The organism is Pseudomonas sp. F8002 (genome assembly GCF_013385495.1).
Taxonomy (GTDB): Bacteria; Pseudomonadota; Gammaproteobacteria; order Pseudomonadales; family Pseudomonadaceae; genus Aquipseudomonas.
Genome location: NZ_JACAPW010000033.1, coordinates 1 through 23,820 on the forward strand (window position 1 = coordinate 1; position 23,820 = coordinate 23,820).

The 23,820-nt window shown below is 61.8% G+C and carries 19 protein-coding genes and 1 pseudogene; 10 read left to right on the forward strand and 10 right to left on the reverse strand.

The window, feature by feature from the left end; genetic code table 11:
* Positions 1-114: 114 nt before the first annotated feature.
* On the reverse strand, positions 115-1,005 hold the full coding sequence (locus tag HX811_RS24270; RefSeq protein ID WP_177047694.1) for a LysR family transcriptional regulator: 891 nt from the start codon (positions 1,003-1,005) through the stop codon (positions 115-117).
* A gap of 101 nt (positions 1,006-1,106) precedes the next feature.
* On the opposite strand from HX811_RS24270, the gene HX811_RS24275 reads away from it, so the two are divergent.
* The 6 genes from HX811_RS24275 (at position 1,107) to HX811_RS24300 (ending at position 9,301) form a co-directional block, all read left to right on the forward strand.
* Positions 1,107-2,522, forward strand: a complete 1,416-nt coding sequence (locus HX811_RS24275) for an aldehyde dehydrogenase family protein (protein WP_177047695.1) — start codon at positions 1,107-1,109, stop codon at positions 2,520-2,522.
* A gap of 195 nt (positions 2,523-2,717) precedes the next feature.
* Positions 2,718-4,610 (forward strand): penicillin-binding protein 2, encoded by a 1,893-nt coding sequence (gene mrdA, locus HX811_RS24280; RefSeq protein WP_003208249.1) that lies wholly within the window; start codon positions 2,718-2,720, stop codon positions 4,608-4,610.
* 83 nt (positions 4,611-4,693) lie between these two features.
* Positions 4,694-5,218: a sigma-70 family RNA polymerase sigma factor gene (locus HX811_RS24285; protein WP_008434587.1), complete on the forward strand. Its 525-nt coding sequence runs from the start codon at positions 4,694-4,696 to the stop codon at positions 5,216-5,218.
* Entirely contained in the window at positions 5,215-6,165 is a 951-nt protein-coding gene (locus HX811_RS24290; RefSeq protein WP_177047696.1) for a FecR domain-containing protein, read from the forward strand. The genes HX811_RS24285 and HX811_RS24290 overlap by 4 nt, the downstream gene beginning before the upstream one ends.
* Before the next feature lie 100 nt (positions 6,166-6,265).
* A complete protein-coding gene (locus HX811_RS24295) occupies positions 6,266-8,755 on the forward strand; it encodes a TonB-dependent receptor (RefSeq protein WP_177047697.1) in 2,490 nt (829 codons plus the stop codon).
* Between the two features lie 78 nt (positions 8,756-8,833).
* Positions 8,834-9,301 (forward strand): SRPBCC family protein, encoded by a 468-nt coding sequence (locus HX811_RS24300; protein WP_003208248.1) that lies wholly within the window; start codon positions 8,834-8,836, stop codon positions 9,299-9,301.
* A gap of 21 nt (positions 9,302-9,322) precedes the next feature.
* Here the strand turns inward: HX811_RS24300 and HX811_RS24305 are convergent, their stop codons facing one another.
* The 7 genes from HX811_RS24305 to HX811_RS24335 all read right to left on the reverse strand — a co-directional run bounded on the left by HX811_RS24305 (position 9,323) and on the right by HX811_RS24335 (position 17,769).
* Positions 9,323-9,910: a hypothetical protein gene (locus HX811_RS24305; RefSeq protein ID WP_102369595.1), complete on the reverse strand. Its 588-nt coding sequence runs from the start codon at positions 9,908-9,910 to the stop codon at positions 9,323-9,325.
* An 80-nt stretch (positions 9,911-9,990) separates the two neighbouring features.
* Positions 9,991-10,962, reverse strand: coding sequence for a cyclase family protein (locus HX811_RS24310; protein ID WP_087695324.1), 972 nt, complete (start codon positions 10,960-10,962; stop codon positions 9,991-9,993).
* A gap of 27 nt (positions 10,963-10,989) precedes the next feature.
* Positions 10,990-11,748, reverse strand: coding sequence for an SDR family oxidoreductase (locus tag HX811_RS24315; protein ID WP_008434578.1), 759 nt, complete (start codon positions 11,746-11,748; stop codon positions 10,990-10,992).
* Positions 11,749-11,780: 32 nt separating this feature from the next.
* Positions 11,781-13,229 carry an aldehyde dehydrogenase family protein gene (locus tag HX811_RS24320; RefSeq protein WP_102605360.1) on the reverse strand — a complete coding sequence of 483 codons (1,449 nt, stop codon included), beginning with the start codon at positions 13,227-13,229 and terminating at the stop codon, positions 11,781-11,783.
* Between the two features lie 2 nt (positions 13,230-13,231).
* Positions 13,232-14,338 carry a tartrate dehydrogenase gene (locus HX811_RS24325; protein ID WP_003208239.1) on the reverse strand — a complete coding sequence of 369 codons (1,107 nt, stop codon included), beginning with the start codon at positions 14,336-14,338 and terminating at the stop codon, positions 13,232-13,234.
* Positions 14,339-14,458: 120 nt separating this feature from the next.
* Positions 14,459-15,340 (reverse strand): LysR family transcriptional regulator, encoded by an 882-nt coding sequence (locus HX811_RS24330; protein WP_003208237.1) that lies wholly within the window; start codon positions 15,338-15,340, stop codon positions 14,459-14,461.
* A gap of 194 nt (positions 15,341-15,534) precedes the next feature.
* The gene (locus HX811_RS24335; RefSeq protein ID WP_177009201.1) at positions 15,535-17,769 is read right to left on the reverse strand and encodes a TonB-dependent siderophore receptor; all 2,235 of its coding nucleotides are present in this window, start codon (positions 17,767-17,769) and stop codon (positions 15,535-15,537) included.
* Positions 17,770-17,999: 230 nt separating this feature from the next.
* On the opposite strand from HX811_RS24335, the gene HX811_RS24340 reads away from it, so the two are divergent.
* Complete coding sequence (locus HX811_RS24340; RefSeq protein ID WP_177047698.1) at positions 18,000-20,357, forward strand: DNA polymerase II; 2,358 nt, start codon at positions 18,000-18,002, stop codon at positions 20,355-20,357.
* A 72-nt stretch (positions 20,358-20,429) separates the two neighbouring features.
* Positions 20,430-21,008, forward strand: a pseudogene (locus tag HX811_RS24345) (GNAT family N-acetyltransferase).
* Here HX811_RS24345 and HX811_RS24350 read toward each other — a convergent pair.
* The gene (locus tag HX811_RS24350) at positions 21,005-21,220 is read right to left on the reverse strand and encodes an AbrB/MazE/SpoVT family DNA-binding domain-containing protein (RefSeq protein WP_003208231.1); all 216 of its coding nucleotides are present in this window, start codon (positions 21,218-21,220) and stop codon (positions 21,005-21,007) included. The pseudogene HX811_RS24345 and the gene HX811_RS24350 sit on opposite strands and share 4 nt — an antisense overlap.
* A gap of 70 nt (positions 21,221-21,290) precedes the next feature.
* Between HX811_RS24350 and HX811_RS24355 the strand changes: the two genes are divergently transcribed.
* Together HX811_RS24355 and HX811_RS24360 are read left to right on the forward strand one after the other, a co-directional pair.
* On the forward strand, positions 21,291-21,911 hold the full coding sequence (locus HX811_RS24355) for a glutathione S-transferase (RefSeq protein ID WP_177009200.1): 621 nt from the start codon (positions 21,291-21,293) through the stop codon (positions 21,909-21,911).
* Between the two features lie 164 nt (positions 21,912-22,075).
* On the forward strand, positions 22,076-22,657 hold the full coding sequence (locus HX811_RS24360; RefSeq protein ID WP_003208227.1) for a DUF4174 domain-containing protein: 582 nt from the start codon (positions 22,076-22,078) through the stop codon (positions 22,655-22,657).
* A gap of 112 nt (positions 22,658-22,769) precedes the next feature.
* Here the strand turns inward: HX811_RS24360 and HX811_RS24365 are convergent, their stop codons facing one another.
* Positions 22,770-23,813, reverse strand: coding sequence for an acyltransferase family protein (locus HX811_RS24365; RefSeq protein ID WP_102605365.1), 1,044 nt, complete (start codon positions 23,811-23,813; stop codon positions 22,770-22,772).
* Positions 23,814-23,820 lie beyond the last annotated feature (7 nt).

Below are 23,820 nucleotides of genomic sequence, written 5' to 3' on the forward strand. Positions count from 1 at the left end.
GTCATCGTCAAGATTAAATTCCGAAACCCCTGATTGCTTATGCAGTCAGGGGTTTTGTTTTGGGCGGTCGGAAAACGGGGAGAGAGCTGTTGGCCGTAAAAAGATCCAGCCTGGTTAAAAGCCTTGCTCCCTGATCAACTCAATCAGTGCCCTTAACCCGGCCGGCACATGGCGCCTACCTGGGTAATAGAGGCGCAAGCAGTCAAAAGACGGCGTCCATTCCTCCAGCACGCGCACTAACGTCCCGTTCGCTAAATCGGCAGCGGCATTCCATTCCGTAAGATAGGTCAAGCCTAGTCCCGCCCTGGCAGCCTCAAGCATCAGAGTCGGATTATCCAGGGTCAAAATCCCTTGCACCTCTACAGCAAGCGCTTCGCCATGTCGCTCAAACTCCCAATGATAGATCGCCCCGCTGGGCATCCGGCTGCGAATACACTGATGGGCCCGCAGATCCATGGGACTGACGGGAACTGGGTTGAGAGCAAAATAGTCCGGGCTGCCCAATACCGAAAAACGCTGGGCCGGACTGATATCGACTGCGATCATGTCTTGAGGAACCGTATCCCCGAGCCGAATCCCCGCATCAAACCCCTGCGCGACGATATCCACCAGCCGCCCCTCAGTGACGATATCCAATTTCATCCGTGGATAACGCCGCAGGTACTCCAGCAGCAACGGCATCACCTGCTTTGCCGCCCCCGCCGAAGTATTCAGGCGCAAGGTACCGCTGGGTTCCGCGCTGCGATTTCCTGCCTGTTCCAAGGCCGTGCGAATGCTCAACAGTGCAGGGGTAATGGTTTCAACAAACTCCGCGCCCACTTCAGATAACGACACGCTGCGCGTGGTGCGATTGAACAGCCTCACCCCCATCCGCGCTTCAAGCCCTGCGATGGAGTGGCTCAACGCCGATGTCGACACATTCAACTCGGTTGCCGCTGCACGAAAACTGCGATGCCGAGCCACTGCCAGCACCGCTTCCAACTCATTCAGCCCGGATGTATTCATTGTCCTGAATCGCTCATCAACTCATGCCGATTTGTACGGCTTATCAGCTTAATCATAGTGACTTACCGTAGGACGCACTAGCTCAGCGTCCCGGAGGACCTATGCAATACATCAACCAGATTTACATCAACGGCGCCTTTGTGACGCCCCATGGCGAAGAGCTTTTTGACCTGTTCAACCCTGCAACAGGCCAGCGTATCGGCCAGGTTCGATTGGCAAATGAACAAGACGCCCTGGATGCCATCGCTGCCGCCAAGGGAGCTTTTACCGAGTTCTCCCACAGCTCTAAAGATGTGCGCATCGACTATCTCAAACGCCTTCACGCCGCAGTTGAATCCATTGAAGACGCACTTACCGACGCGATTATCGAGGAGTACGGCGCCCCAATATCCCGTGCGCGGTGGATGGCCAGGCATGCAGCCAGCGTCCTGCAAGATGCCGCTTCAGTACTGGAGAACTACAACTTCTCCCGACGCATTGGCATCGCCGAGGTGGTCATGCAGCCGCTGGGTGTGGCCGGCTTGATCACACCCTGGAACAGCAACGCCGGTTTTATCTGCGGCAAGCTCGCTGCGGCGTTGGCCGCCGGCTGTACCGCCGTGATCAAACCCAGTGAAATGAGCGCAATCCAGACCTCGCTAGTCACCCGCGCGCTTCATGAAGCTGGCTTGCCTCCCGGTGTATTCAACATCGTCACTGGCCGTGGCGAAACCGTAGGCGCCGTGTTGAGCGCCCATCCCGACATCGCAAAAGTGTCCTTCACCGGTTCAACCGCTGTCGGCAAAACAATCCTGCGGACCGGCGCCGAGACCCTGAAGCGCGTGACCCTAGAGCTGGGCGGCAAATCACCGGTGCTGATTCTCGATGATGCGGACCTCAAGACGGCCGTGCCCATGGCCCTTCAGGCCGGTTTCATGAACAGCGGCCAGGCCTGTATCGCCGGCACTCGAATCCTGGTACCCGAAAGTCGTTTGGAAGAAATCGAAGCACTGATGATCGACGAGGTGGGCAACGTGCAAGCCGGCGACCCTCGTGACCCAGCCACTGCGGTCGGCCCCATGGTCAGCCAAAAACAGTGGGAGCGCGTACAGCACTACATTCAGATCGGGATTGAGGGGGGCGCCCACCTATTGGCAGGAGGTCGCGGTTTGCCTGAGGGCATCAAAGCCGGGTGGTTCGTAAAACCAACCGTATTCAGCCGGGTGACCAACCAAATGGCCATCGCCCGCGAGGAGATTTTCGGCCCAGTGCTCTCGATCATTACCTACGCAACCGAGGAAGAGGCCCTGACCATCGCCAACGACACACCCTACGGCCTCCAGGCATACATCCTGTCTTCAAATCCCGAACGCGCCCGCAGGCTGGCCAGCCGTATAGACGCTGGCCGAGTGCTGATCAATACCCTGGCCCATGAACCTCTTGCGCCGTTTGGTGGCTTCAAGCAATCGGGTATCGGCCGCGAGTACGGCACATTCGGCCTCGAAGCCTTCCTGGAGCCCAAGTCGATCCTGAGCTGATCGTCAGCATAAAAACGCATGAATAAGGTCAACGGCTCAAACCAAAGTGCATGAACAGGCTCCATTAGCACACCGTTCAGGGAAATCGATGCAAAGTGTTTCTGCATTTTTGGTATGGTGCAGCACATTTTCACAAGGACTGATTTTTCCTCCGCAGGAAGCGGCGTCGACCTTATTCAACGAGATGCTGTAGAAATGCCTGAACCAATACCGATCAAGGATCACGAAAAAGAAAACCGCCTGGTCAACAAGCGGCTGCTGGCCTGCGCGCTGCTGGTAATCGGCATTACCTGCGCCCTGGTAGGTCGGATGTACTTCCTGCAGGTGGTGCAGTACGACTACCACTCCACCATTTCCGAAAACAATCGCGTCCACGTCCTGCCGATCACACCGACCCGCGGCCTGATCTATGACCGCAACGGCGTAGTACTTGCCGACAACCGTCCCAGCTACAACCTGACCATCACCCGCGAGCGCACCACCGACCTCAAAGGAGAGCTGGACGCTATCGTCAGCCTCCTGCATCTGCCCGCCGAGGATCGCGGCGTATTTGATAAAGCGCTCAAGCAAGCCCGTCATCCCTTCGTGCCCGTCACCCTGTTCTACGAGCTGACCGAAGAGCAGATCGCCGTGCTGGCCGTCAACGAATTCCGCCTGCCGGGCGTGGATGTCGAGCCGCAATTCGTCCGCCATTACCCGCTGGGTGCGCACTTTGCCCACTCCATTGGCTACGTAGGCCGGATCAACGAAAAAGAATCCAAAGCCCTCGACTCAGTGGAGTACCGGGGCACGCAGTCCATTGGTAAAACCGGGATCGAGCGTTTCTACGAGTCCGAGTTGCATGGCCATGTCGGCTATGAAGAAGTTGAAACCAACGCCCAGGGCCGCGTCCTGCGGGTGCTCAAGCACACCGACCCGATCCCCGGCAAAAACATCGTGCTGAGCCTGGACGTCAAACTCCAGGAAGCCGCCGAAGAAGCCCTCGGCGACCGCCGTGGTTCGGTGGTTGCTCTCGACCCGGCAACCGGCGAAGTGCTGGCGATGGTCAGCAAGCCAAGCTTCGACCCGAACCTGTTTGTCACCGGCATCAGCTTCAAGGAATACGCCGCGCTGCACGACTCCCTCGACCGTCCGCTGTTCAACCGCGTGCTGCGCGGGCTCTACGCGCCGGGTTCGACGATCAAGCCGGAAGTCGCCATCGCTGGCCTCGACAGCGGCGTGGTTACCGCCCAGACCCGGGTGTTCGACCCGGGCTATTACCAACTCCCGGATTTCGACCACAAATACCGCAACTGGAACCACAGCGGCGATGGTTGGGTGGACATGGACGCAGCGATCATGCGCTCCAACGACACCTACTTCTACGACCTGGCCCACAAGCTGGGTATCGACCGCCTGCACGACTACCTGGCCGAGTTCGGCCTTGGCCAGAAAGTCTCCCTCGACATGTTCGAAGAGTCAGCCGGCCTGATGCCGTCCCAAGCCTGGAAGCGCGCTACCCGGCGCCAGCCGTGGTTCCCGGGTGAAACCGTGATCCTCGGCATCGGCCAGGGTTACATGCAGGTCACCCCGTTGCAGCTGGCCCAGGCCACTGCGCTGATCGCCAACAAGGGTGTGTGGAACCGACCTCACCTGGCCAAGACCATCAATGGCGTGCCGCCGGTGGATGAAAACCCGATGCCCAACGTGGTGCTCAAAGACCCGCGCGACTGGGAGCAGGTCAACCACGGCATGCAATTGGTAATGCACGATCCACGCGGTATCGCCCGGGCGGCTGCAGCCGGTGCGCAGTACCGGATTGCTGGCAAGTCTGGTACTGCGCAGGTAGTGGCGATCAAGCAGGGCGAGCGTTACAACCGTCTCAAGACCCTGGAGCGCAACCGCGACAACGCCTTGTTCGTCGGCTTTGCCCCGGCGGAGCACCCGCGGATCGTGATTTCGGTGATGATCGAAAACGGTGAGGCCGGTGGCCGAGTGGCGGGGCCGGTGGTGCGCCAGATCATGGACGCCTGGCTGCTCGATCAGGAAGGCCACTTGAAGCCGCAATACGCGACCCCTGCCAAGGCGCCGGGTGATCCCCACGTCTAAAGCCACAAATACACACAGGTGATTGCCCTTACTCCTACATTCGTCTAAATTGCGATTCGTTCTCATTAGCGCTAATCGCCATCATGCCCGAATCGATCCGCCACGCTCACCAGCCTGTTGCCACGCTTTACGGTGCCCATCACCGCTGGCTGGTGGGTTGGTTGCGTGCGCGGCTGGGGTGTTCGCATCAGGCGGCTGACCTGGCACAGGACACCTTCATTCGCCTGCTATTGGCCGACCGGGCCAAACCTCTGGCCGCCGACCTGAAAGAGCCGCGGCACTTCCTGGTGACCATCGCCAGGCGCGTGATGATTGACAGCTACCGTCGCAAGGCCCTTGAGCAGGCTTATCTCCAGGCTTTGGCCGAACAGCCCTTGGCCTACGCCCTGTCACCCGAAGAGCGCCTGTTGATCATCGAAACCCTGCAGCGCCTCGATGCGATGCTCGACGGTCTCGGGCGCAAGGTGAAACGCGCGTTCCTGCTCTCGCAGTTGCAGGGCATGCCTTACAAGGAAATCGCTGAGCAGCTACAGGTCTCGGTCAGCTCGGTGACCAAATACATCGCCAAGGCCACCGAGCATTGCCTGCTTGAAGCGCTGGACCAATGACCCTTGACCCGCAACGCCAGGCGCTGAGTGCCGCGGCCCAATGGGTTGCACGCCTGGCGGAGGTGCCCGGTGATCGCCAGCTTCAGCAGGACTGGAACACGTGGCGCGAAGAATCCCCGTTGAACCAGTGGGCCTGGCAGCGTGTGGAGATGCTCCAGGGCCAACTCCAGTGCCTGCCGGGATCCCTGGCCGTCAATGTGCTGGACAAGGCCACCGATCATTCCCGGCACCTGGGGCGACGCGGCTTGCTCAAGGGCCTGGTGATCGGTGCCGGGGTGAGCGCCATGGGCTGGACCGGCTATCGCCAGGCGCCGATATGGATGGCCGATCAGCGCACAACCACCGGCGAACGTCACACTGTCACCCTCGAGGATGGCACCCGGCTGTCGCTCAATACGGCCAGCGCCGTAGATGTGCGCTACGGCCCGGACCAGCGGCTGCTGATCCTGCGCGCCGGTGAGATCCTGATCGAGACCGCCAAGGATGCACGCCCTTTCATGGTACGCAGCGCCCACGGCGAGATGCGCGCGCTGGGCACGCGTTTCACCGTGCGCCAGTTCGACGGCTACACCGCCATGAGCGTCCTGCAACACGCCGTGGCCGTGCGCCCGGGTGATGAGCTGGCAGAGACGGTGATCACCATCGGCAACGCCGTGACCTTCGATACCAGCCGCCTGCTGACGCTGCGCGCCATTGAGCCCGGCGAGGGCGAATGGGCGGCGGGGCGCCTGGTGGTGGATAACTGGCGGCTGGATCGCCTGCTCGAAGAGTTGCAGCGCTATCGGCCAGGTTACCTGGGGTGTGCTGCCGAGGTCGGCCACCTGCGGGTCTCCGGCGCCTATTCCCTGGATGACCTGGACCTGACCCTCACCGCACTGACCCGTGCGCTACCGGTACGGCGCATCTCCCGCACCGATTACTGGACCCAAATTGTCGCCCGCGGATAAAAACGCAAAATATTTATCCGCCGCCGTTGTCGATTTGCCGCGCCTCGCTCGACTCCTCCTGCAATACCTCTTCATTTCTTTCGGTCACCAGGAGTCAGTAATGCGCGCAGGGCAAACTTCAGTCGCCAACCCACCGCTTCGATCATTTCGCAAAAAGCCCCTGCAGGTGGCGTTGTTCGGCGTGTCGTTGATGGTGCAATACAGCCTTCTGGGCCCGTTGCTGTCCCCAGGCTCCAGCGCTGTGGCGGCCAGCCCGCAAAAGACCTTCAGCATCGCGCCCGGCCCGTTGGGGTCGGTACTGAGCCGCTTTGCCAGTGACGCCGGCGTCGTCTTGTCTTTTGACTCGGGCCTGACTGCGGGCAAGCAGAGCCAGGGCCTCACCGGCACCTACAGTGTCGAGCAGGGTTTCGTGCGTTTGTTGGCGGGCAGCGCCCTGAGCGTGGCGGCCAATGGTGATGGCAGCTACGGCCTGATCCCGCAATCCAGCGGCGCCTTGACCCTGGGCGCCACCAGCATCAATGCCGAAGGGCTGAGCCTGACCACCGAAAACACCGGCTCCTACACCACCGGCGCCACCAGTACCGCGACCAAGCTACCGTTGTCGCTGCGGGAAACGCCGCAATCGGTCAGCGTCGTCACCCGCCAGTTGATGGACGACCAACACCTGTCGACCCTCAACGAAGTGCTGGCCTTCACCCCCGGCATCAGCAGCAACCACCGCGACAGCGAGCGTTACTCGTTCTATTCCCGGGGCTTTGAAATCCAGAATTTCCAGTACGACGGTATTCCGTCGCAGGTGGCCAACGAGTCCCAGCAATACACCGGCGCGATCTCCGACATGGCGATCTACGACCGCGTCGAAGTGGTGCGCGGCGCCACCGGGCTGATGAGCGGCGCCGGCACTCCATCGGCCACCATCAACCTGGTGCGCAAGCGCCCGACCAAGGACTTCCAGGCCTACGTTTCCGGCGAAGCCGGGGCGTGGGACCGTTACCGTTCCGAAGTCGATGTGTCCGGCCCGTTGACCGAAACCGGCAACGTGCGCGGACGTTTCGTCGCGGCTTATCAAAAACAGAATTCGTTCATCGACTGGTATAAGCAGGACAAGCGCGTGATGTATGGCGCCCTGGACATCGACCTGAACGAAAACACCACGCTGCGCACCAGCCTCGACTACCAGAACAACGACGCCAATGGCAGCACCTACGGCCATATCCCGCTGTTCTATAACAATGGCACCCAGACCCACTTCTCCCGCTCCTTCAACCCGGCCTCGCGCTCCAGCTACATGGACAACACCAGCTACACCTTCACGACGATGCTCGATCACAAGCTGGATGACGACTGGAGCCTCAAGACTGCCTACAGCCATCAGTATTCCTACCGCAAAGGACAGGGCGCGTCGGCCAGTGGCGGCTACCCGGACCCCGTGACAGGGCAGGGCGCGGGTGCCTTCATCTATCGCCTGGACAGCTACCAGACCCAGGACACCGTCGATGTGTATGCCACCGGCCCGTTCCAGCTGGGCGGGCGTGAGCATGAACTGGTGATGGGCGCCAGCAGTTCGCGCACGCACCTGAACTTCCCCGACTACAGCAGCGGTTCGGCCGATAACGACTACGGTCAGGTGGACAACATCTTCACCTGGGATGGCCGGCAGTACAGTCGCCGTTCGTACACCGAAATCGGTGGCACCGTCACCACTTTGCAACAGACCGGCGTCTACGCCGCCCTGCGCTTGAAACCGATTGATCCGCTGACGATCATCCTGGGGACGCGGGTCAGTTGGTGGAACCAGGAGAACGCCGACCGGGACTACGCAGCAGGCACGAAAACCATCGATAAAACCAGGAAGACCGGCGTGGTCACGCCCTACGCCGGCGTCATCTATGACCTCAACGATACCTACTCGGTCTACGCCAGCTACACCAACATCTTCCTGCCGCAGACTTTCTACAAGACGTCTTCAAAGGGCTCCCTGGCGCCGCAGCAGGGCGACAACTACGAAATCGGTCTCAAGGGCGAATTCTTCAATGGCGCGCTGAACGCCAGCATTGCCCTGTTCGACATCGAGCAGAAGAACACTCCCGAGCAATCCGGCACCGACTCTTCAGGCGCAGCCGTCTACAAGGCCATCGCCGGCACCAGCACTCGTGGCGTCGAAACCGAAATCTCCGGTGAAGTGGCCGAAGGCTGGAACGTATTCGGCGGCTACACCTACCGCGAATCCCACGACAAGGACGGCGCACGCGTGCAGGCCAACCAGCCGATCAACCTGTTCAAACTCGGCACCTCATACCGCCTGCCCGGCAACCTCGACCGCCTGACCATCGGCGCCAACGTCACCTGGCAAAGCGAGATCTATGCGTCCTCCCAAATCAACTACGAAGGCCCGTACTACAAGGCCAGGCAGGACCCGTACGGTGTGGTCGGCCTGCTCGCCAGCTACCAGGTTGATGAACACCTGTCGGTGGGCCTGAACGTCAACAACCTGTTCGACCAGAAGTACTACGACGGCCTGGGCACGTTCAACTCCGGCTCCTACGGCGAACCGCGCAACGCGATGGTCAACGCCAAGTGGCAATTCTGACTCGCTGAAACCGGGAATGCGCAACCCCAGGGTTGCGCATTGGTCGATGTCGCCTACTGTCAATACAGGAGGTGTCTCATGCACGAATCAAATGAAATCAAACGTAAAGTCCTGCTCAACGCTCCACGCCAACGAGTCTGGGAAGCACTGACCGACGCCGAGCAATTCGGCAGCTGGTTTGGCATCGCCCTCAAGGGCAAACAGTTCGCCCAGGGGCGGGCCATTGAAGCCCCGATCACCTATCCCGGTTACGAGCACGTGGTGTGGAAGGCAAGGATCGAGCGGCTTGAACCACAGACGCGGTTCTCTTTCAGCTGGCATCCCTACGCCGTAGACAAGGATGTGGATTACGACGCGGAAACCCCCACGCTGGTGGAGTTCACCCTTGAGGATCACGCCGAAGGCATCTTGTTGCGGGTGGTGGAGTCAGGTTTTGACGGGATCCCGGACGTTCGCCGCCAGAAGGCCTACAAGAAGAACTCCCGAGGCTGGGATGATCAGATGAACAACATCGAAGACTATCTGGCGAAATCCCATCAGCCGTGAGCTGATGGGGCGCCGCATTCATCAGCCTTCGTGGGCGGTGCTGATTTCCAGGGTATCGGTGTAGGTCACCAACACGCTTTGGCCGACCTTGAGGTCTTTGAGGCCGGCGCGAATTTCCGGTTTCTCCACGGTCAGCACTTTGCTCTGGCCCGCCGGGTTTTCCAGGGTTACCTGGTTTTTCGCCAGGTCAATGTGGGTGATCTTCAACTGCACCTGTACCTGGCGGAAGGCCGCACCGCCCGGGTTCGGGTTATCCGCGGTGGCGCGCAAGACGCCAGTTTTCTCGGTGGCGTCCGGTGCGCTCTTGTCGATGTCGGTGTCCAGCACGGCGGCGACCGAATGGGTCACCAGCACCTTGACCTGATCACCTGCCTTGAGATTGCCCAGGTCCTTGGCCTGGTCGCTGAGCTGCACGTGCACCTTGCGGCCTTCGGCACCTTCGAGCACCACCTGATGGTTGGCGGCATCCACCTCCAGCACCTTGGTGGTCACCTCATCGGCTTCCAGCGACTTGGACAGCGGGATATCGGCAGCATGTGCCGTCAGGGCACCAGCAGACAGCAGGGTTGCCAGGGCAATTGCCTGGCGAAGAGGGCGCAATACATTCATTGAGTGGACTTCCATGTGAGAGGAGCCTTGAGTCTAGTGGCGCGCTCGCGATTCGCAAATTCGCCACTGAGACGGAACGGCTACTTGATCACCACCGGATTCACCGGTGCGCCACTGCCCCCGACAATCTTCAGCGGGGCGGCGGTGTAGAGGAATTTCCACTGGCCGTCGTCCGCACAATCGGCGGCCAGTTCCTCCAGCAACACGATTTCGGTGAAGGCGATCCCCAGGTTGCGCATCAGCGCGCAATGCAGCGGAATCTGCACCCCGGACACCGGGTCGGTGATCACTTCGTTGGCGATGGTGTCGGTCACCAGGTTGGGGATTTCCATTTCGTGAAACCACTCCACCAGCTCCCGGCTGTAGGTCAGCCCCGGCTCCATCAGGTCCTTGAAGAACTCGGTCTTGCCCAGCTCATAAAACGCACCCATGGAACCGGTGCGGATGATCAGGATGTCACGTTTTTCAATGGTCACGCCCTGGGCTTTGGCGGCGTCGAGCAGGTCCAGGTGGTTGAAGGTTTCGCCCCGGCCCAGGCACTTCTTGCCGCGATGGCGGGCCATGTCGATCAGCACCGCACGGCCCACCACGCCGCGTTCGGCAATCGCCAGCACGCTGGCCTTGGCCATGCCGCCAACGGTGGTCTGGGCGTCGTAGCCGTTCCACAGTTGATTGTCGTACCAGGCGTGGCCGAGGGCGTCGTACTGGGTCGAGCCTTGCAGCTGCATGAAGATCACGTCGTCGGAATACGCCGCACCACCGGTCATGTGCGGCTGTTTGCCGAAGTGGTAATGGCTGTGGTCGAGGGTATTGAAGCGCATCGACGGATTGCGCGCCGGCCACATCGGGTCGCCGTCGGGGTGGCCGATCTGCACTTGCAGGGTAAAGGTCTTGCCCTGGCGCACCGAGGCCACGCCCCGCAGTACTTCGGCTTCAGTCAGGTAATTGAGGGCGCCGACTTCGTCGTCCGGGCCCCATTTACCCCAGTTCTTTGGCAGGCCTTCAAGCAATTCGCGGGTGTTCGGCTCGTTCTTATTATGAAGATCACACATAGCAATTCCGGTCCCTGTGAGAGTGAGTTACACGCAGCGCCCGCCATCGACTTCAAGGCAAGTGCCGGTGATGAACGCCGCTTCGTCCGACGCCAGGTACAGGCAGGCGTTGGCCACATCTTGCGGGGTGGAAAAGCGCCCCAGGGGAATGGTCGCCATGAATTTCTGGCGGTTTTCCGGGGTGTCCGGTACGCCCATGAATTCGCTGAGCAACGCCGTGGCACCCACTACCGGGTTCACGCAGTTGACGCGGATATTGTCCGGCCCCAGCTCCGCCGCCATGGTCTTGCTCATGACCACCACTGCGCCCTTGCTGCCGTTATACCAGACCAGTCCCGGACGCGGGCGGATCGCCGCCGTCGAGGCAATATTGACGAACACGCCGCCGCCCTGGCCGCGAAAATGCGGCACAAAATGCTTGGCGCTCAAGAAGATGCTTTTGACGTTGACCGCAAACACCCGGTCGAATTCGGCTTCGTCGACTTCCAGCATCGGCCGGTTGCGGTGGGTGGTACCGGCGTTGTTGATGACGATATCGAGGCCGCCGAACTGCTCCAAAGTGCCACGCAGCAGGGCGCCCATGCTTTCATCGTTGGCCACGTTGACCTCGATGAAATGCGCATGGCCGCCGCTTTCGGCGATTTCATTGACCACCCGCTGACCGCCGACGGCGTTCATGTCGGCGACGATGACCTTGGCGCCCTGGCGCGCGAAAGTCTTGGCGATGCCCTCGCCAAACCCCGAACCGGCGCCGGTGACGATCGCGACTTTATTGGCTAAACGCATGGTGTGTTCTCCGTTCTTGTTGTTGTGAGGAATCAACCGTGTTTGATCGCAATGGTCTTCAAGGTGGTAAAGCCCAGCAGCGCCTCGAAGCCTTTTTCCCGTCCATACCCGCTGGCCTTCACGCCGCCGAATGGCAATTCAACGCCGCCACCGGCGCCATAGTTATTGATGAACACCTGGCCACAACGCAGGGTGCGCGCCAGGCGCATTTGCCGCGCGCCATCGCGGGTCCACACGCCGGCCACCAGGCCGAACTCGGTGCCGTTGGCCAGGCGAATCGCTTCGGCTTCATCGTCGAAGGGCATCACGGCCAGCACCGGGCCGAACACTTCCTGTTGCGCCAGGCGACTGTCAGGCGGCACATCGCGAAACAGCACCGCCTCCTGGAAATACCCGCCGCTGCCAGCCTCGGCCACCACCGTTCCGCGTGCGGCGACGGTGATCCCTTCCTGTTCGGCTTGACGAATAAACTCGCGCACCAGGCGCAGCTGCTTCTGATTGATCAGCGGGCCCATGTCCAGGTCCAGCGCCGAAGGCCCGGCGCGCAATTCGCTGAAACGTTGGCTGAGGCGTGCGAGCAGGGTTTCGTAAATGCTGCGTTCCACCAGCAAACGGCTGCCGGCGGAGCAGGTTTGCCCGCAGTTCTGAATGATGGCGTTGACCAGCACCGGCAACGCTTCATCCAGGTCGGCATCGGCGAACACCAGTTGCGGCGACTTGCCGCCCAACTCCAGGGTGACCGGGCAGTGGCGTTCGGCAGCGGCTTTCGACACGGCAGTACCGGTGGCGGTGGAGCCGGTGAACGAAATGTGATCGATGCCCGGGTGTGCACACAACGCCGCGCCGGCTTCGTAGCCGTAACCGGTGACTACGTTGATCGCGCCGGCTGGAAAACCAACCTCGGCAGCGATTTCCGCCAGGCGCAGCAACGACAGGCTGGCATCTTCCGCCGGCTTGACCACGCACGCATTGCCCGCCGCCAACGAGGCGCCGACGCTGCGCCCGAAAATCTGCATCGGGTAATTCCACGGGATGATATGCCCGGTCACCCCGTGGGGTTCGCGCACCGTCAACACCGTGTAGCCGGCCTGGTACGGCAGGGTTTCGCCGTGCAGTTTGTCGGCGGCACCCGCGTAGTATTCGAAATAGCGGGCAAGGGCGGTGGCATCGGCGCGGGCGACTTTCAGCGCCTTGCCGGTGTCCCGCGCCTCGATCTGCGCCAGCTCTTCATGATGTTCCAGCACCGCCACGCCGAGCTTGGCCAGCAAACGGCTGCGCTCCACGGCAGACAACCGGCCCCACGGGCCGTCGAAGGTTTCGCCGAGTGCCAGGCGCGCCGCGCTGATCGCCGCCTCGATATCGGCGGCCGTGCCACGGGCGATGCTCGAATAGGTTTCGCCGGTGCTGGGGTCGATCACCGGAATGTCTTCCAGCGAGGTCGACGCCAGCCATTGGTTGGCGATGTAATGTGCGTTGGTCATGTTCAGCTCCTGTTCCCTGCGACGCATTCGGCGATGGCGCGACCCACTTCGACAGTGCTGGCGCTGCCGCCCATTTCCCGGGTGCGCGGGCCTTCGGCAAGCACCGTTTCGATGGCGGACACGATGGCTGCCGCCGCTTCCTGATAAAGCGGATCACCGTCGCCCAGGTGCTCGATCATCAGCGCGGCCGACCAGATCTGCCCGATGGGATTGGCGACACCGAGCCCGGCAATATCCGGCGCGGAACCGTGCACCGGCTCGAACAGCGACGGGTAGCGCCGCTCGGGATTGAGGTTGGCCGACGGCGCGATGCCGATGGTGCCGGTGCACGCCGGGCCGAGGTCGGAAAGGATGTCGCCGAACAGGTTGGAGGCCACCACCACATCGAACCAGTCGGGATGCTGCACGAAGTGCGCGCACAGAATGTCGATGTGGAACTTGGCGGTCTTCACGTCCGGGTAGCGCCGGGCAATTTCGTTGACCCGCTCGTCCCAGAACGGCATGGTGATCGAGATACCATTGGATTTGGTCGCCGCCACCAGGTTTTTCCGCGGCCGCTGTTGCGCCAGTTTGAAGGCGTAGTCCACCACGCGGTCCACGCCTTCGCGGGAGAAGATCGACTCCTGCACCGCGATTTCCCGCGCCGTGCCTTCCCACATGCGGCCGCCAACGCTGGAGTATTCGCCTTCGGTATTTTCCCGCACCACGATAAAGTCGATGTCCCCGGGCACGCGGCCGGCCAGCGGGCAGGGCACGCCGGGCATCAGGCGCACCGGGCGGATATTCACGTATTGATCGAACTGGCGGCGGATCTTCAGCAGCGACTCCCACACCGCAGTGTGGTCGGCAATGATGTCGGGCGCACCCACCGCGCCGAAGAAGATCGCGTCGTGGCTGCCGATCTGTTCGGCCCAGTCGTCGGGCATCATCGTGCCGTGGGCCAGGTAGTGTTCGCTGCACCAGGCAAAGTGGTCGAAGTGAAAGTGAATACCGAAGCGCCGGCTGACAGCGTCCAGTACCCGCAGGCCTTCGGGCACCACTTCGCGGCCGATGCCGTCGCCGGGAATCACGGCGATGCGGTGGGTGGGGCGGGTGTGGGATTGGGACACGCCGTGTCTCCTGTCTTGTTTTTATAGGAAGGTCTGGCGGGGGCATTCTTGGCACAGCTGTGACAACAGGGGAATTGCTAATTGTGGAATCGGCCTTCGCAAAATTCGAAGGCCAAAGGTTTACGCAGGGTTGGCACTCAGGTAGTCGAACAGTGCCAGGCTCGTCAGCGACGGCTGTTCCTTGCGCATGCACAGGTACATCTGCCGGTCGGCCCAGCTGTCGTCGATTTCGATAAAGCGCAAGGCCATCTCCTTGCGGAAGATCTGCACTGCACCCTGCGGCAACACGCCCACACCCTGGCCGGCGGCGATCAAGCGGCACACTGCTTCGAAACTGCGCACCTGCACCCGCAGCCGCAACGGCATGCCGATCGCCGCGGCGGCCTCGGTAATCAACGGGGTGATGGCGGCGTTGTCTTCCAGGCCGACGAAGTCGTAGCCGAGCAAATCCTCGAAGCGCGCATGGCGCATTTTCAGTGGGTGGTCATTGGGCACGAGCAGGCACAGGCGGTCCTGGCAGTAGGGCTCGAACCGCAGCTCTTCGCTGGGGCGGGTGGTGACGATACCGACATCCGCCACGCCCTCGCGCACGGCCTGGAGGATCTCCCGGCTGCGCTCCTCGCGAATATCCAGGCGGATGCCCGGGTGCAAGGTGTTCCACTGGGTCAGTTGGCGCGGCAGTTCCTGGCTCATCGCCGAACTGTTGGCGTACAGGCAAACCCGGCCGGTGGCGCCCTTGGCGTAATCGGCGAGATCGGCGTGCATGCCGTCCACGGCCCGCAGGATCGATTGTGCATGCTGGGCCAATACTTCCCCGGCTGCCGTCGGTGAAACGCCGGTGGAGGTGCGGGTCAGCAGGGCGACCTTGAAGTGCTGCTCCAGCAGCGACAGGCGTCGGCTGGCGGCAGAGAGGGAGAGATGGGATTGCTCGGCCGCCCGGGACAGGTTGCCCAGCTTGACCGCCTTGAGGAACAGCTCGATGGAAGTGAGGTCGGGGGACATGCCGGGGTCCTTGTGCGCAGTGGTTGGGAAACTACGCAGTTGGCGTTCGGCTGTCCAATGTCCGGCAAACAACCCGGGTGCAGGCAGATCTGCTTTCTGTAGGAGCTGGCTTGCCTGCGATAGCATCACCGAGGTGCATCTGACACACCGCGGTGCCCGCATCGCAGGCAAGCCAGCGCCCACATTGACAGGGGTTAGAAGTCGATACTGGCCGACAGCTTGGCCACGCGCGGGTCACCTTGGGTCAGGTAGCCGCCGAGTGCCGATTCCCAGTACTTGGTATTGGCGACGTTCTCCACAGTGGCGCCGAGGGTGACGTCACGCTGTTCCACCTTGAAGGTGTAGCGGGCGCCCACGTCGAAGCGGTTCCAGGCGGGCAGGCTGAGGTTGTTGGCCGCGTCGGCATATTGGCCGCCGGTGCGCAGCATTCGTCCGTTGACTGTCACGCCTTGCAGGCCTGGTACATCCCAGTCCACGCCGGCATTCAGTTGGAAGGTCGGTACGCCGATGGCGCGGTTGCCGTCGTTGGCGCCGTTCTGGGTGCCGTGGACTTCGGTGTGGATGATGGTTGCGCCGCCCAGCAGGCGCAGGCCGGCGATCGGTTCACCGAACACGTTGAGCTCAACGCCTTTGTTGACTTGCTCGCCCTGGCGAACATAGGTGGCGCTCAAGCCGTCGGCGCTGAGTTGTGAGTAACCGTCGGTTGGTTGCTCGATGCGATACACACCCAGGGTTGCGCCATAGGTACCCATGTCGAGCTTGACCCCGGCTTCGGTCTGTTTCGAGCGCGCCGGGGCATAGGCCTGGCCGGCATTGGTGATGGGCGCGGTGCCGGCGTTCTGAGGTGCGGTAGGGCCTTGGGCGAGGCCTTCGATATGGTTGGCATAGAACGACACGTGGTCCCACGGCTTGAACACCAGGCCGTACACCGGTGTGGTGATCGACTTGTCGTAATCGGCGTTACGTGGGCCCGACCCGTAGGCATACCCTTGGACCACCAGTTCCTGGCGGCGCAACCCGGCGGTCACCAGCAAGCGATCATCCATAAAGCCCAGGGTGTCCGAGACCGCTGCACTGCGGGCGAAGGTCTTGGCGGTGATGCCCGGATCGTTCAGGTCGCCGCCGACGAAGCTGCCCTTGACCGGTTCGGCAACGTCCACCGGGTTATAGATATTGCTGGCGTGGCCGTTAAGGTCGAAGTCATAGGCGTTGCGCGTCTGGGCCCAGATTCCGGTCAACCCGAAGTTCAGTTTGTGGCTGACAGCGCCGGTCTGGAACTTGCCATTCAAGCCCGCCATCAGGCTGGTGTTGTCTTCCTGGTGGGCGATGCGCGAGCCGCTGACGGTGGCATTGCCCAGGGTGTCATTCAACGTGACCGAGGAGTAACGGCCAATCTCGTTGGTGTGCTTGGCGCCGCCCGCGATGTAGGCGGTCCAGTTGTCATTCAGGTCGTACTCGGCGCGCAACATGCCGAAAGTGTCTTCCAGGCTGCTGGTGCCCCAGCTCGGCGCGTAGTTGGTGTCGGCCGAAGGCGCGTTGGGGATATGGGTCAGGTTCTGGCCGAGCAACACGGTGTTGCGCCCGCCATTGATCTGCTGTTTCGAGTAGACAAAGTCTCCCGACAAACGCAGCGCATCACCGCGATAGTCCAGGCCAACCGCAAACAGCTTCGAACGCTGGCTCTCGTCATCGATCCCGGTGTCGCCTTCGCGCTGGGAAATATTCACCCGTGCGCCAAAACGATTGTCCTCGCCAAAACGTTGCCCGATATCCAGGTGCTCGCCGACCCGGCCATCGCTGCTGATGTCGGTGCTGAAACGCCGCAACGGCACATCATCGGCGCGCTTGGGTTGCAGGTTCACGCCGCCGCCAATCCCGGAACCGCCGGGCGTCACGCCATTGATAAAGGCGTTGGGGCCCTTGAACACTTCAACCCGCTCCAGGGCGTCGGTGGACATGATCTGGCGCGGCAGGATGCCGTACAGACCGTTGAACGAAATGTCATCGCCGTTCAGCGGCAGGCCACGGATCACAAAGGCCTGGGCCTGGTTCGCGTACCCCGACGCCTGGCGCACGGACGAATCGTTGAGCAGCACATCGCCGACGTTCTCGGCCTGCTGGTCACGGATCAATTTTTCGGTATAGGAAGACATGCTGAAGGGCACGTCCATGATGTCCTGGTTGCCCAGCACCCCCAGTTGCCCGCCGCGGGCGACCTGGCCGCCGGCGTACACCGGGGGCAGGGCGTTGGGCGTGGCCGCGTCGGCGCTGATGGTGGTAGCGCCCAGTTCCAGAGCCTTGCCGTCCTGACTGTTGTTCGCATCCTGCGGGGTTTCTGGAGTGGCGGCGTGAGCGGCGAGGCTCAGGGAGCAGCAAAGGGCGAGCAGGGTAGGGCGAAACGGCACAGCCAAACGGGTGGAAGTGGGCATGGTCGATCCTGACGGCGAACCGTCAATGTGAGGAAAAGGGCAACAACGTTGCGCGTCCTCGCTGCGCGGATACGACTCCGGTGCGAATGATAGTAATTGTTATTAACGTTCTGCAACAAGTTTGTGAGATTACTCTCTCCGTATACGTAGGCTATTTCGGTTAAATCGCCGCGCCGTGGCACAGGCCGAGTAGAATCACGCCCTGAAAGTGATTCTTGAGGTGTGGCAAGGTGGATTTACAGCAGGGGTTTGTCCTGACCCGGCATTGGCGCGACACCCCGGCGGGCACGGAGGTCAGCTTTTGGCTGGCTACCGATCAAGGCCCCAGGTTCGTGCGCTTGCCGGTGCAGACCTCCGTGATGTTCATCCCGCAAGCCCATCGCAAGCCGGCCGAGCTGCAGCTCAAGGGCGAGCGCGGTATCGAGTTGCGCGACCTGGCGCTCTGCGACTTCCACCATCGCCCGGTGCTGGGCCTCTACACCCAACAGCATCGCCAATTGATGGACCTGGAAAAGCGCCTGCGTCGAGCCGGCATCGACGTCTACGAAGGCGATGTGCGCCCGCCCGATCGCTACATGATGGAGCGCTTCATCACCGCGCCGGTGTTGTTCGGCGGCAAAGCGGGCGAGGGCGGCATGCTGGTGGAGGCGCAGATGAAACCCGCGCCGGATTACCGCCCGCCCCTCAAGCTGGTGTCGCTGGACATCGAGACCACCGCCCAGGGCGACCTGTATTCCATCGCCCTGGAAGGTTGCGGCGAGCGCCAGGTGTACATGCTCGGCCCACCCAACAAGACCGATGCGGTGGACTTCAAGCTCGACTACTGCGACACCCGCGCCGAACTCCTCGAACGCCTGAATGTGTGGCTCGCCACCCATGACCCCGACGCGATCATCGGCTGGAACCTGGTGCAGTTCGACCTGCGCGTGCTGCACGAACACGCGCAACGCCTGAACGTGCCGCTGCTGCTGGGCCGTGGTGGCGATGCCATGGGCTGGCGCGAACACGGCAGCCGCAATCACTACTTCGCGGCAGCGGCCGGGCGGTTGATCATCGATGGCATCGAAGCCTTGCGCTCGGCCACCTGGAGTTTCGAATCCTTCAGCCTGGAAAACGTCGCCCAGACCTTGCTCGGTGAAGGTAAATCGATCTCCACGCCGTACCAGCGCATGGACGAAATCAACCGCATGTTCGCCGAGGACAAGCCCGCGCTGGCACGCTACAACCTCAAGGACTGCGAGCTGGTCACGCGGATTTTCGAGAAGACCGAGCTGCTGAAATTCCTCCTCGAACGAGCCAGCGTCACCGGCTTGCCGGCAGACCGCAACGGCGGTTCGGTGGCAGCGTTCACGCACCTGTACATGCCGCTGATGCACCGCCAGGGTTTCGTCGCGCCGAACCTGGGAGACAAACCACCCCAGGCCAGCCCCGGCGGGTTTGTCATGGATTCGCGCCCGGGCCTCTACGAGTCGGTGCTGGTGCTTGACTACAAAAGCCTCTACCCGTCGATCATTCGCAGCTTTCTGATCGACCCGGTGGGCCTGATCGAAGGCCTGCGTCACCCCGAAGACAGCGAGTCGGTGGAAGGCTTTCGCGGTGCGCGGTTTTCCCGCACCCGGCATTGCCTGCCGTCGATTGTCGCGCGGGTTTCCGAGGGCCGCGAAGTGGCCAAGCGCGAACACAACGCGCCGCTGTCACAGGCGCTGAAGATCATCATGAACGCCTTCTACGGCGTACTCGGCTCCAGTGGTTGCCGCTTCTTCGACACGCGACTGGCATCGTCCATCACCCTGCGCGGCCACCAGATCATGCGCCAGACCCGCGAGCTGGTCGAAGCCCGGGGTTATGAGGTGATCTACGGCGATACCGACTCGACTTTTGTCTGGCTCGGCAGCCCCCATTCCCAGGAAGACGCGACGCGCATCGGCCTGGACCTGGTGCAGCACGTCAACACCTGGTGGCGCGAGCGCCTGCAGAATGAGTTCGGCCTGCAAAGCGCCCTGGAACTGCAATACGAAACCCACTTCAGCCGCTTCCTGATGCCGACCATTCGTGGTGCGGAAGAGGGCAGCAAAAAGCGCTACGCCGGGCTGGTCACCCGTGCCGACGGCAGCGAAGAAATGGTCTACAAGGGCCTGGAAACCGTACGCAGCGACTGGTCGCCCCTGGCCCGGCAATTCCAGCAGGAACTCTACCAGCGCATCTTCCACCGCCAGCCCCACCAGGATTATGTGCGCGACTACGTACGTCGCACCTTGAGCGGCGAGCTCGACGACCTGCTGATCTACCGCAAGCGCCTGCGCCGGCAACTGGGCGACTACGAGCGCAACGTACCGCCCCACGTGCGCGCCGCGCGGCTGGCCGACGAATACAACGACCGCCAGGGTCGCCCGCGCCAGTACCAGAACGGTGGCTGGATCAGCTACGTGATCAGCGTCAACGGCCCCGAGCCGCTGGAAGTGCGCCAGGCACCGATCGACTACGACCACTACGTCACCCGGCAACTGCAACCGGTGGCGGACGCGATCCTGCCGTTTGTAAACGATGACTTCGGCACCCTGGTGGGCGGCCAGATGGGCTTGTTCTGAAACGGCTTGCCTTGAGGTGGCGAGAGCCTGCAATCTTGGCCACTGACGACCACCATACAGCGCAGCCCTCCCATGACTGAAATCACCCTGACCGGCACCACGGTCGAACTCCGGCCCCTGCAACGCGAACACGCCACCGCCCTGGTACAGGCTGCTGCCGACGGGCAGTTGTGAAACCTCAAGGTGACCAACGTGCCGGGGCCCGACACCGTCGAAAAGTACGTGGACATTGCCCTGGCCGGGCGTGAGGCAGGCACCGTGATGCCGTTTGTCATCGTGCGCCGCGACACCGGTGAAGTGGTGGGCAGCACCCGATTCTGGAAGATCGACCGGGTCAATCGCAAGCTGGAGATCGGCCACACGTTTATCAGCCAGTCGGTGCAGAAATCCGGGATCAACACCGAGGCCAAGCTGTTGCTGCTGACCCACGCGTTTGAAGTGATGGAGTGCGTGCGGGTGCAGTTCACCACCGATGAACTCAACGAAAAATCCCGGGCCGCGATCCTGCGCCTCGGCGCGGTACAGGAAGGGATCGTGCGCCACGAGCGCATCATGCCCGATGGCCGCAAGCGCAACTCGGTGCGCTTCAGCATCATTGATCCGGAATGGCCACAGGTGAAGGCGGGGTTGCAAGCCAGGCTGGCTCGCTAGGGCTTATGGCTCAGCTCTTCCACCAACTCATCCATCCGGTCGGCAATTTTCGGCGTGGTCGACAACACAAAGCCTTTTTGCGTGCCCACATAGGTCTCGACGATGTACAGCGTGTCGCCCACATCCAGCCCCAGTTCCTGCAAGGCTTCGTCTGGCAGGCGGATGGCGCCGTCGCCGTCCCAGTCTTCGATCGTGACGCGTTTGCTGTGCATGATGGCTTCCCGTTGAACGAATGAACGGCCTAGCCTAACACCTCAATCCCCTGCCAGGAGGCTTGGCACTGTGTACACCCTTTACGGAACCCAAGGCACCGGCTCGTGCATCATCGAAATTGCCCTGCAGCGTTGCGGTGTCGAGTGGTGCCAGGTCGACGCCTGCTCCTGGGAAGACCGCGTGGGCAACGAGGCGTTGGCGCGGATCAACCCGCTCAAGCAAATCCCCACTCTGCAACTGCCCAATGGCAGCGTGTTGACGGAAAGCGCGGCGATCCTGATTCACCTGGGCCTGCAGTTTCCCGCCTCAGGGCTGCTGCCCGAGGAGCCCGCCCAAGTCATTCGCGGCCTGGTGTACATCGCCGCCAACTGTTACTCGGCGATTGGCATCATCGACTATCCGGAACGCTGGACCGACAGCCCCGATGCGCAGCAGCATGAACAGTTGATCAGCGGCACCCGTCGCCGCCTGCATAGGGCCTGGGAAGTGTTTGCCGATCAATTTGCCGAGCAACTGTTCACCCCGGCGCAGGTTCCGAATGCACTGGCGATCATGGCTGCGGCGGTGTCGCGTTGGGCAGGCGGGCGGGACGCGCTGCAACAGTCGCGGCCTGAGTTTGCCCGGGTGCTGGCGCAGGTGGATGCCCACCCAAACGTAGCGCCGGTATTTGCCCGGCATTGGCCGTCGTGAGCATCCGCAATCAAAAGAAACAATGAGGCGTAAGGTGGCTAAACGCCTTGCGTCGCGGGCGTCCTGACCTACGCTTTCTGAAGTTGTTGTAGGAATCATCCTTGAATTTGACTGTCGCAGACATGAAACTCAAGAACCCTGCATGGAATTCAAAGGAGGTGTGCATGCTCATCCGGTCGCTGACCCTGGCTACCCTGATGGCTTTTACGGGGCCGCTGTTGGCCGCGGATGATCTCAATCCGCTCAAGCAGGACCTGGGCAAGTCCCGCCCGTTGGTGGTGGTGGAGCTCGACTCCGGCAACCCGACGTTGGCCACCCTCAAGAAACAGCTGGACGAGCCTGCCAACAAGCAGTCCTTTGAAGAGCGCAACATGGTGCTGTACACCGTGTCCTTTGGCAGCATCGGCGCTGAAGGCGAGAAGTTCGCCAAGGACGCGAAGGACAACAAGAAGCTCGCACCGCCGGAAACCAACGCGCTGATCCGCGCACTCAAGCTGGGTGCCGGCAGTGGCACCAAAGTGATTCTGGTGGGCAAGGACGGCGAGAAAAAACTCGAGAAGACCGTGCCACCTGACACCCTCAGCCTGGCGGATTTCTTCAGCGCGATTGATCAGATGCCCCAGGCTGAAAAGGACCTTGCCGCGCCGGCCGAACCTGAGCCCGCTGCCCCTGCAGCAGGCAAGCCTGGAGCCAAGGCGGGCAAAAACACCAAGCATCCAGCGCCACAACCGGCACTGGATGATTGAGCGTTTTTCTGTAGGAGCTGGCTTGCCTGCGATAGCATCACCTCGGTAATTCAGGCACACCGCGGTGATGCCATCGCAGCCTCGCTAAAGCTCGACAGCTCCCACACACGCCTCAAGCTCCAGGCTTTTCACCGGCCACCGCTGGTGCCTTGCGCACCGGGAACGGGAAGTAGAAAAACCGCAGGAAGGCCACCCGCTTGATCACCTCGCCGATCATCAACGGCACCACCACCGCCACCACCAGCCCGATAAACGCCGCCGCCACATCCGGCAGGCCCAGGTGCTGCAGGAGGGCAATGGTCTTGTGCTGGATCTCGCCGTGGAAAATCAACAGGATCAGTGTCGACTGGCCGATGTAGGTCATGGCGCGGGTCAGCACCGCAGACGTCATCATCAACCCGGCCAGCGCCCAGCAGATGTACACACCGATCACCGCCAGTGCACTGGTCCACAGCCAATGGTCATAGCGCCGTTGAGCCAGGTCCATGGTGTCCCAGGTCGGGATGAAAATCGCGAAGTACACCACCAGTGCTACCACCATGCTCAGCAGTGAGCTCTGGTGTTTGCGCAGCACGTCCCGCAGCAGATAACCGAGGATGAAATAGGTACTGCTGATCAACGTGACATCCAGGCTGAAGGGCAGCCCCGGCATCGTCCAGGTCTGGCCGCCGACGGTGATCGGTACCTGCCAGAACCAGTCCAGGGTCCAGACCCCCAGCAGCAACTGCACGCCCACCACCACGCAACTCCACACCAGGGACAGGCCCAGGCGTTGCATCAGCCGCAGCATCACCCAGGCAAACAGTATCGCCGCCCAGAAGTGTGGCAAGAACCACAAGGCCTGCCAGGGCAGGGTATCCACCGAGGCGTACAGCACGCCGCCAATGTCGGGCAGCAGCGGTTGGCCGCGCAGGATGTCGCGCACCAATACGTACACCAGCATCGTGGTGAAGAACGGCTTGAGCAGGGCATCGGCCTTGCGCACCGCCATTTCAACGAACGGCTGCTCGGGCTTGAAGAACACCCCGGAGAGGAAAAAGAACAGCGGCAGGATGAAGACCGCGAGTATCGGGTACAGCAGGTTCGGGGAATGCTCCACGAACCAGCCATGCCCGAACACGATGATCAGGATGCCAATGCCCTTGGCAATATCCATTTGAATC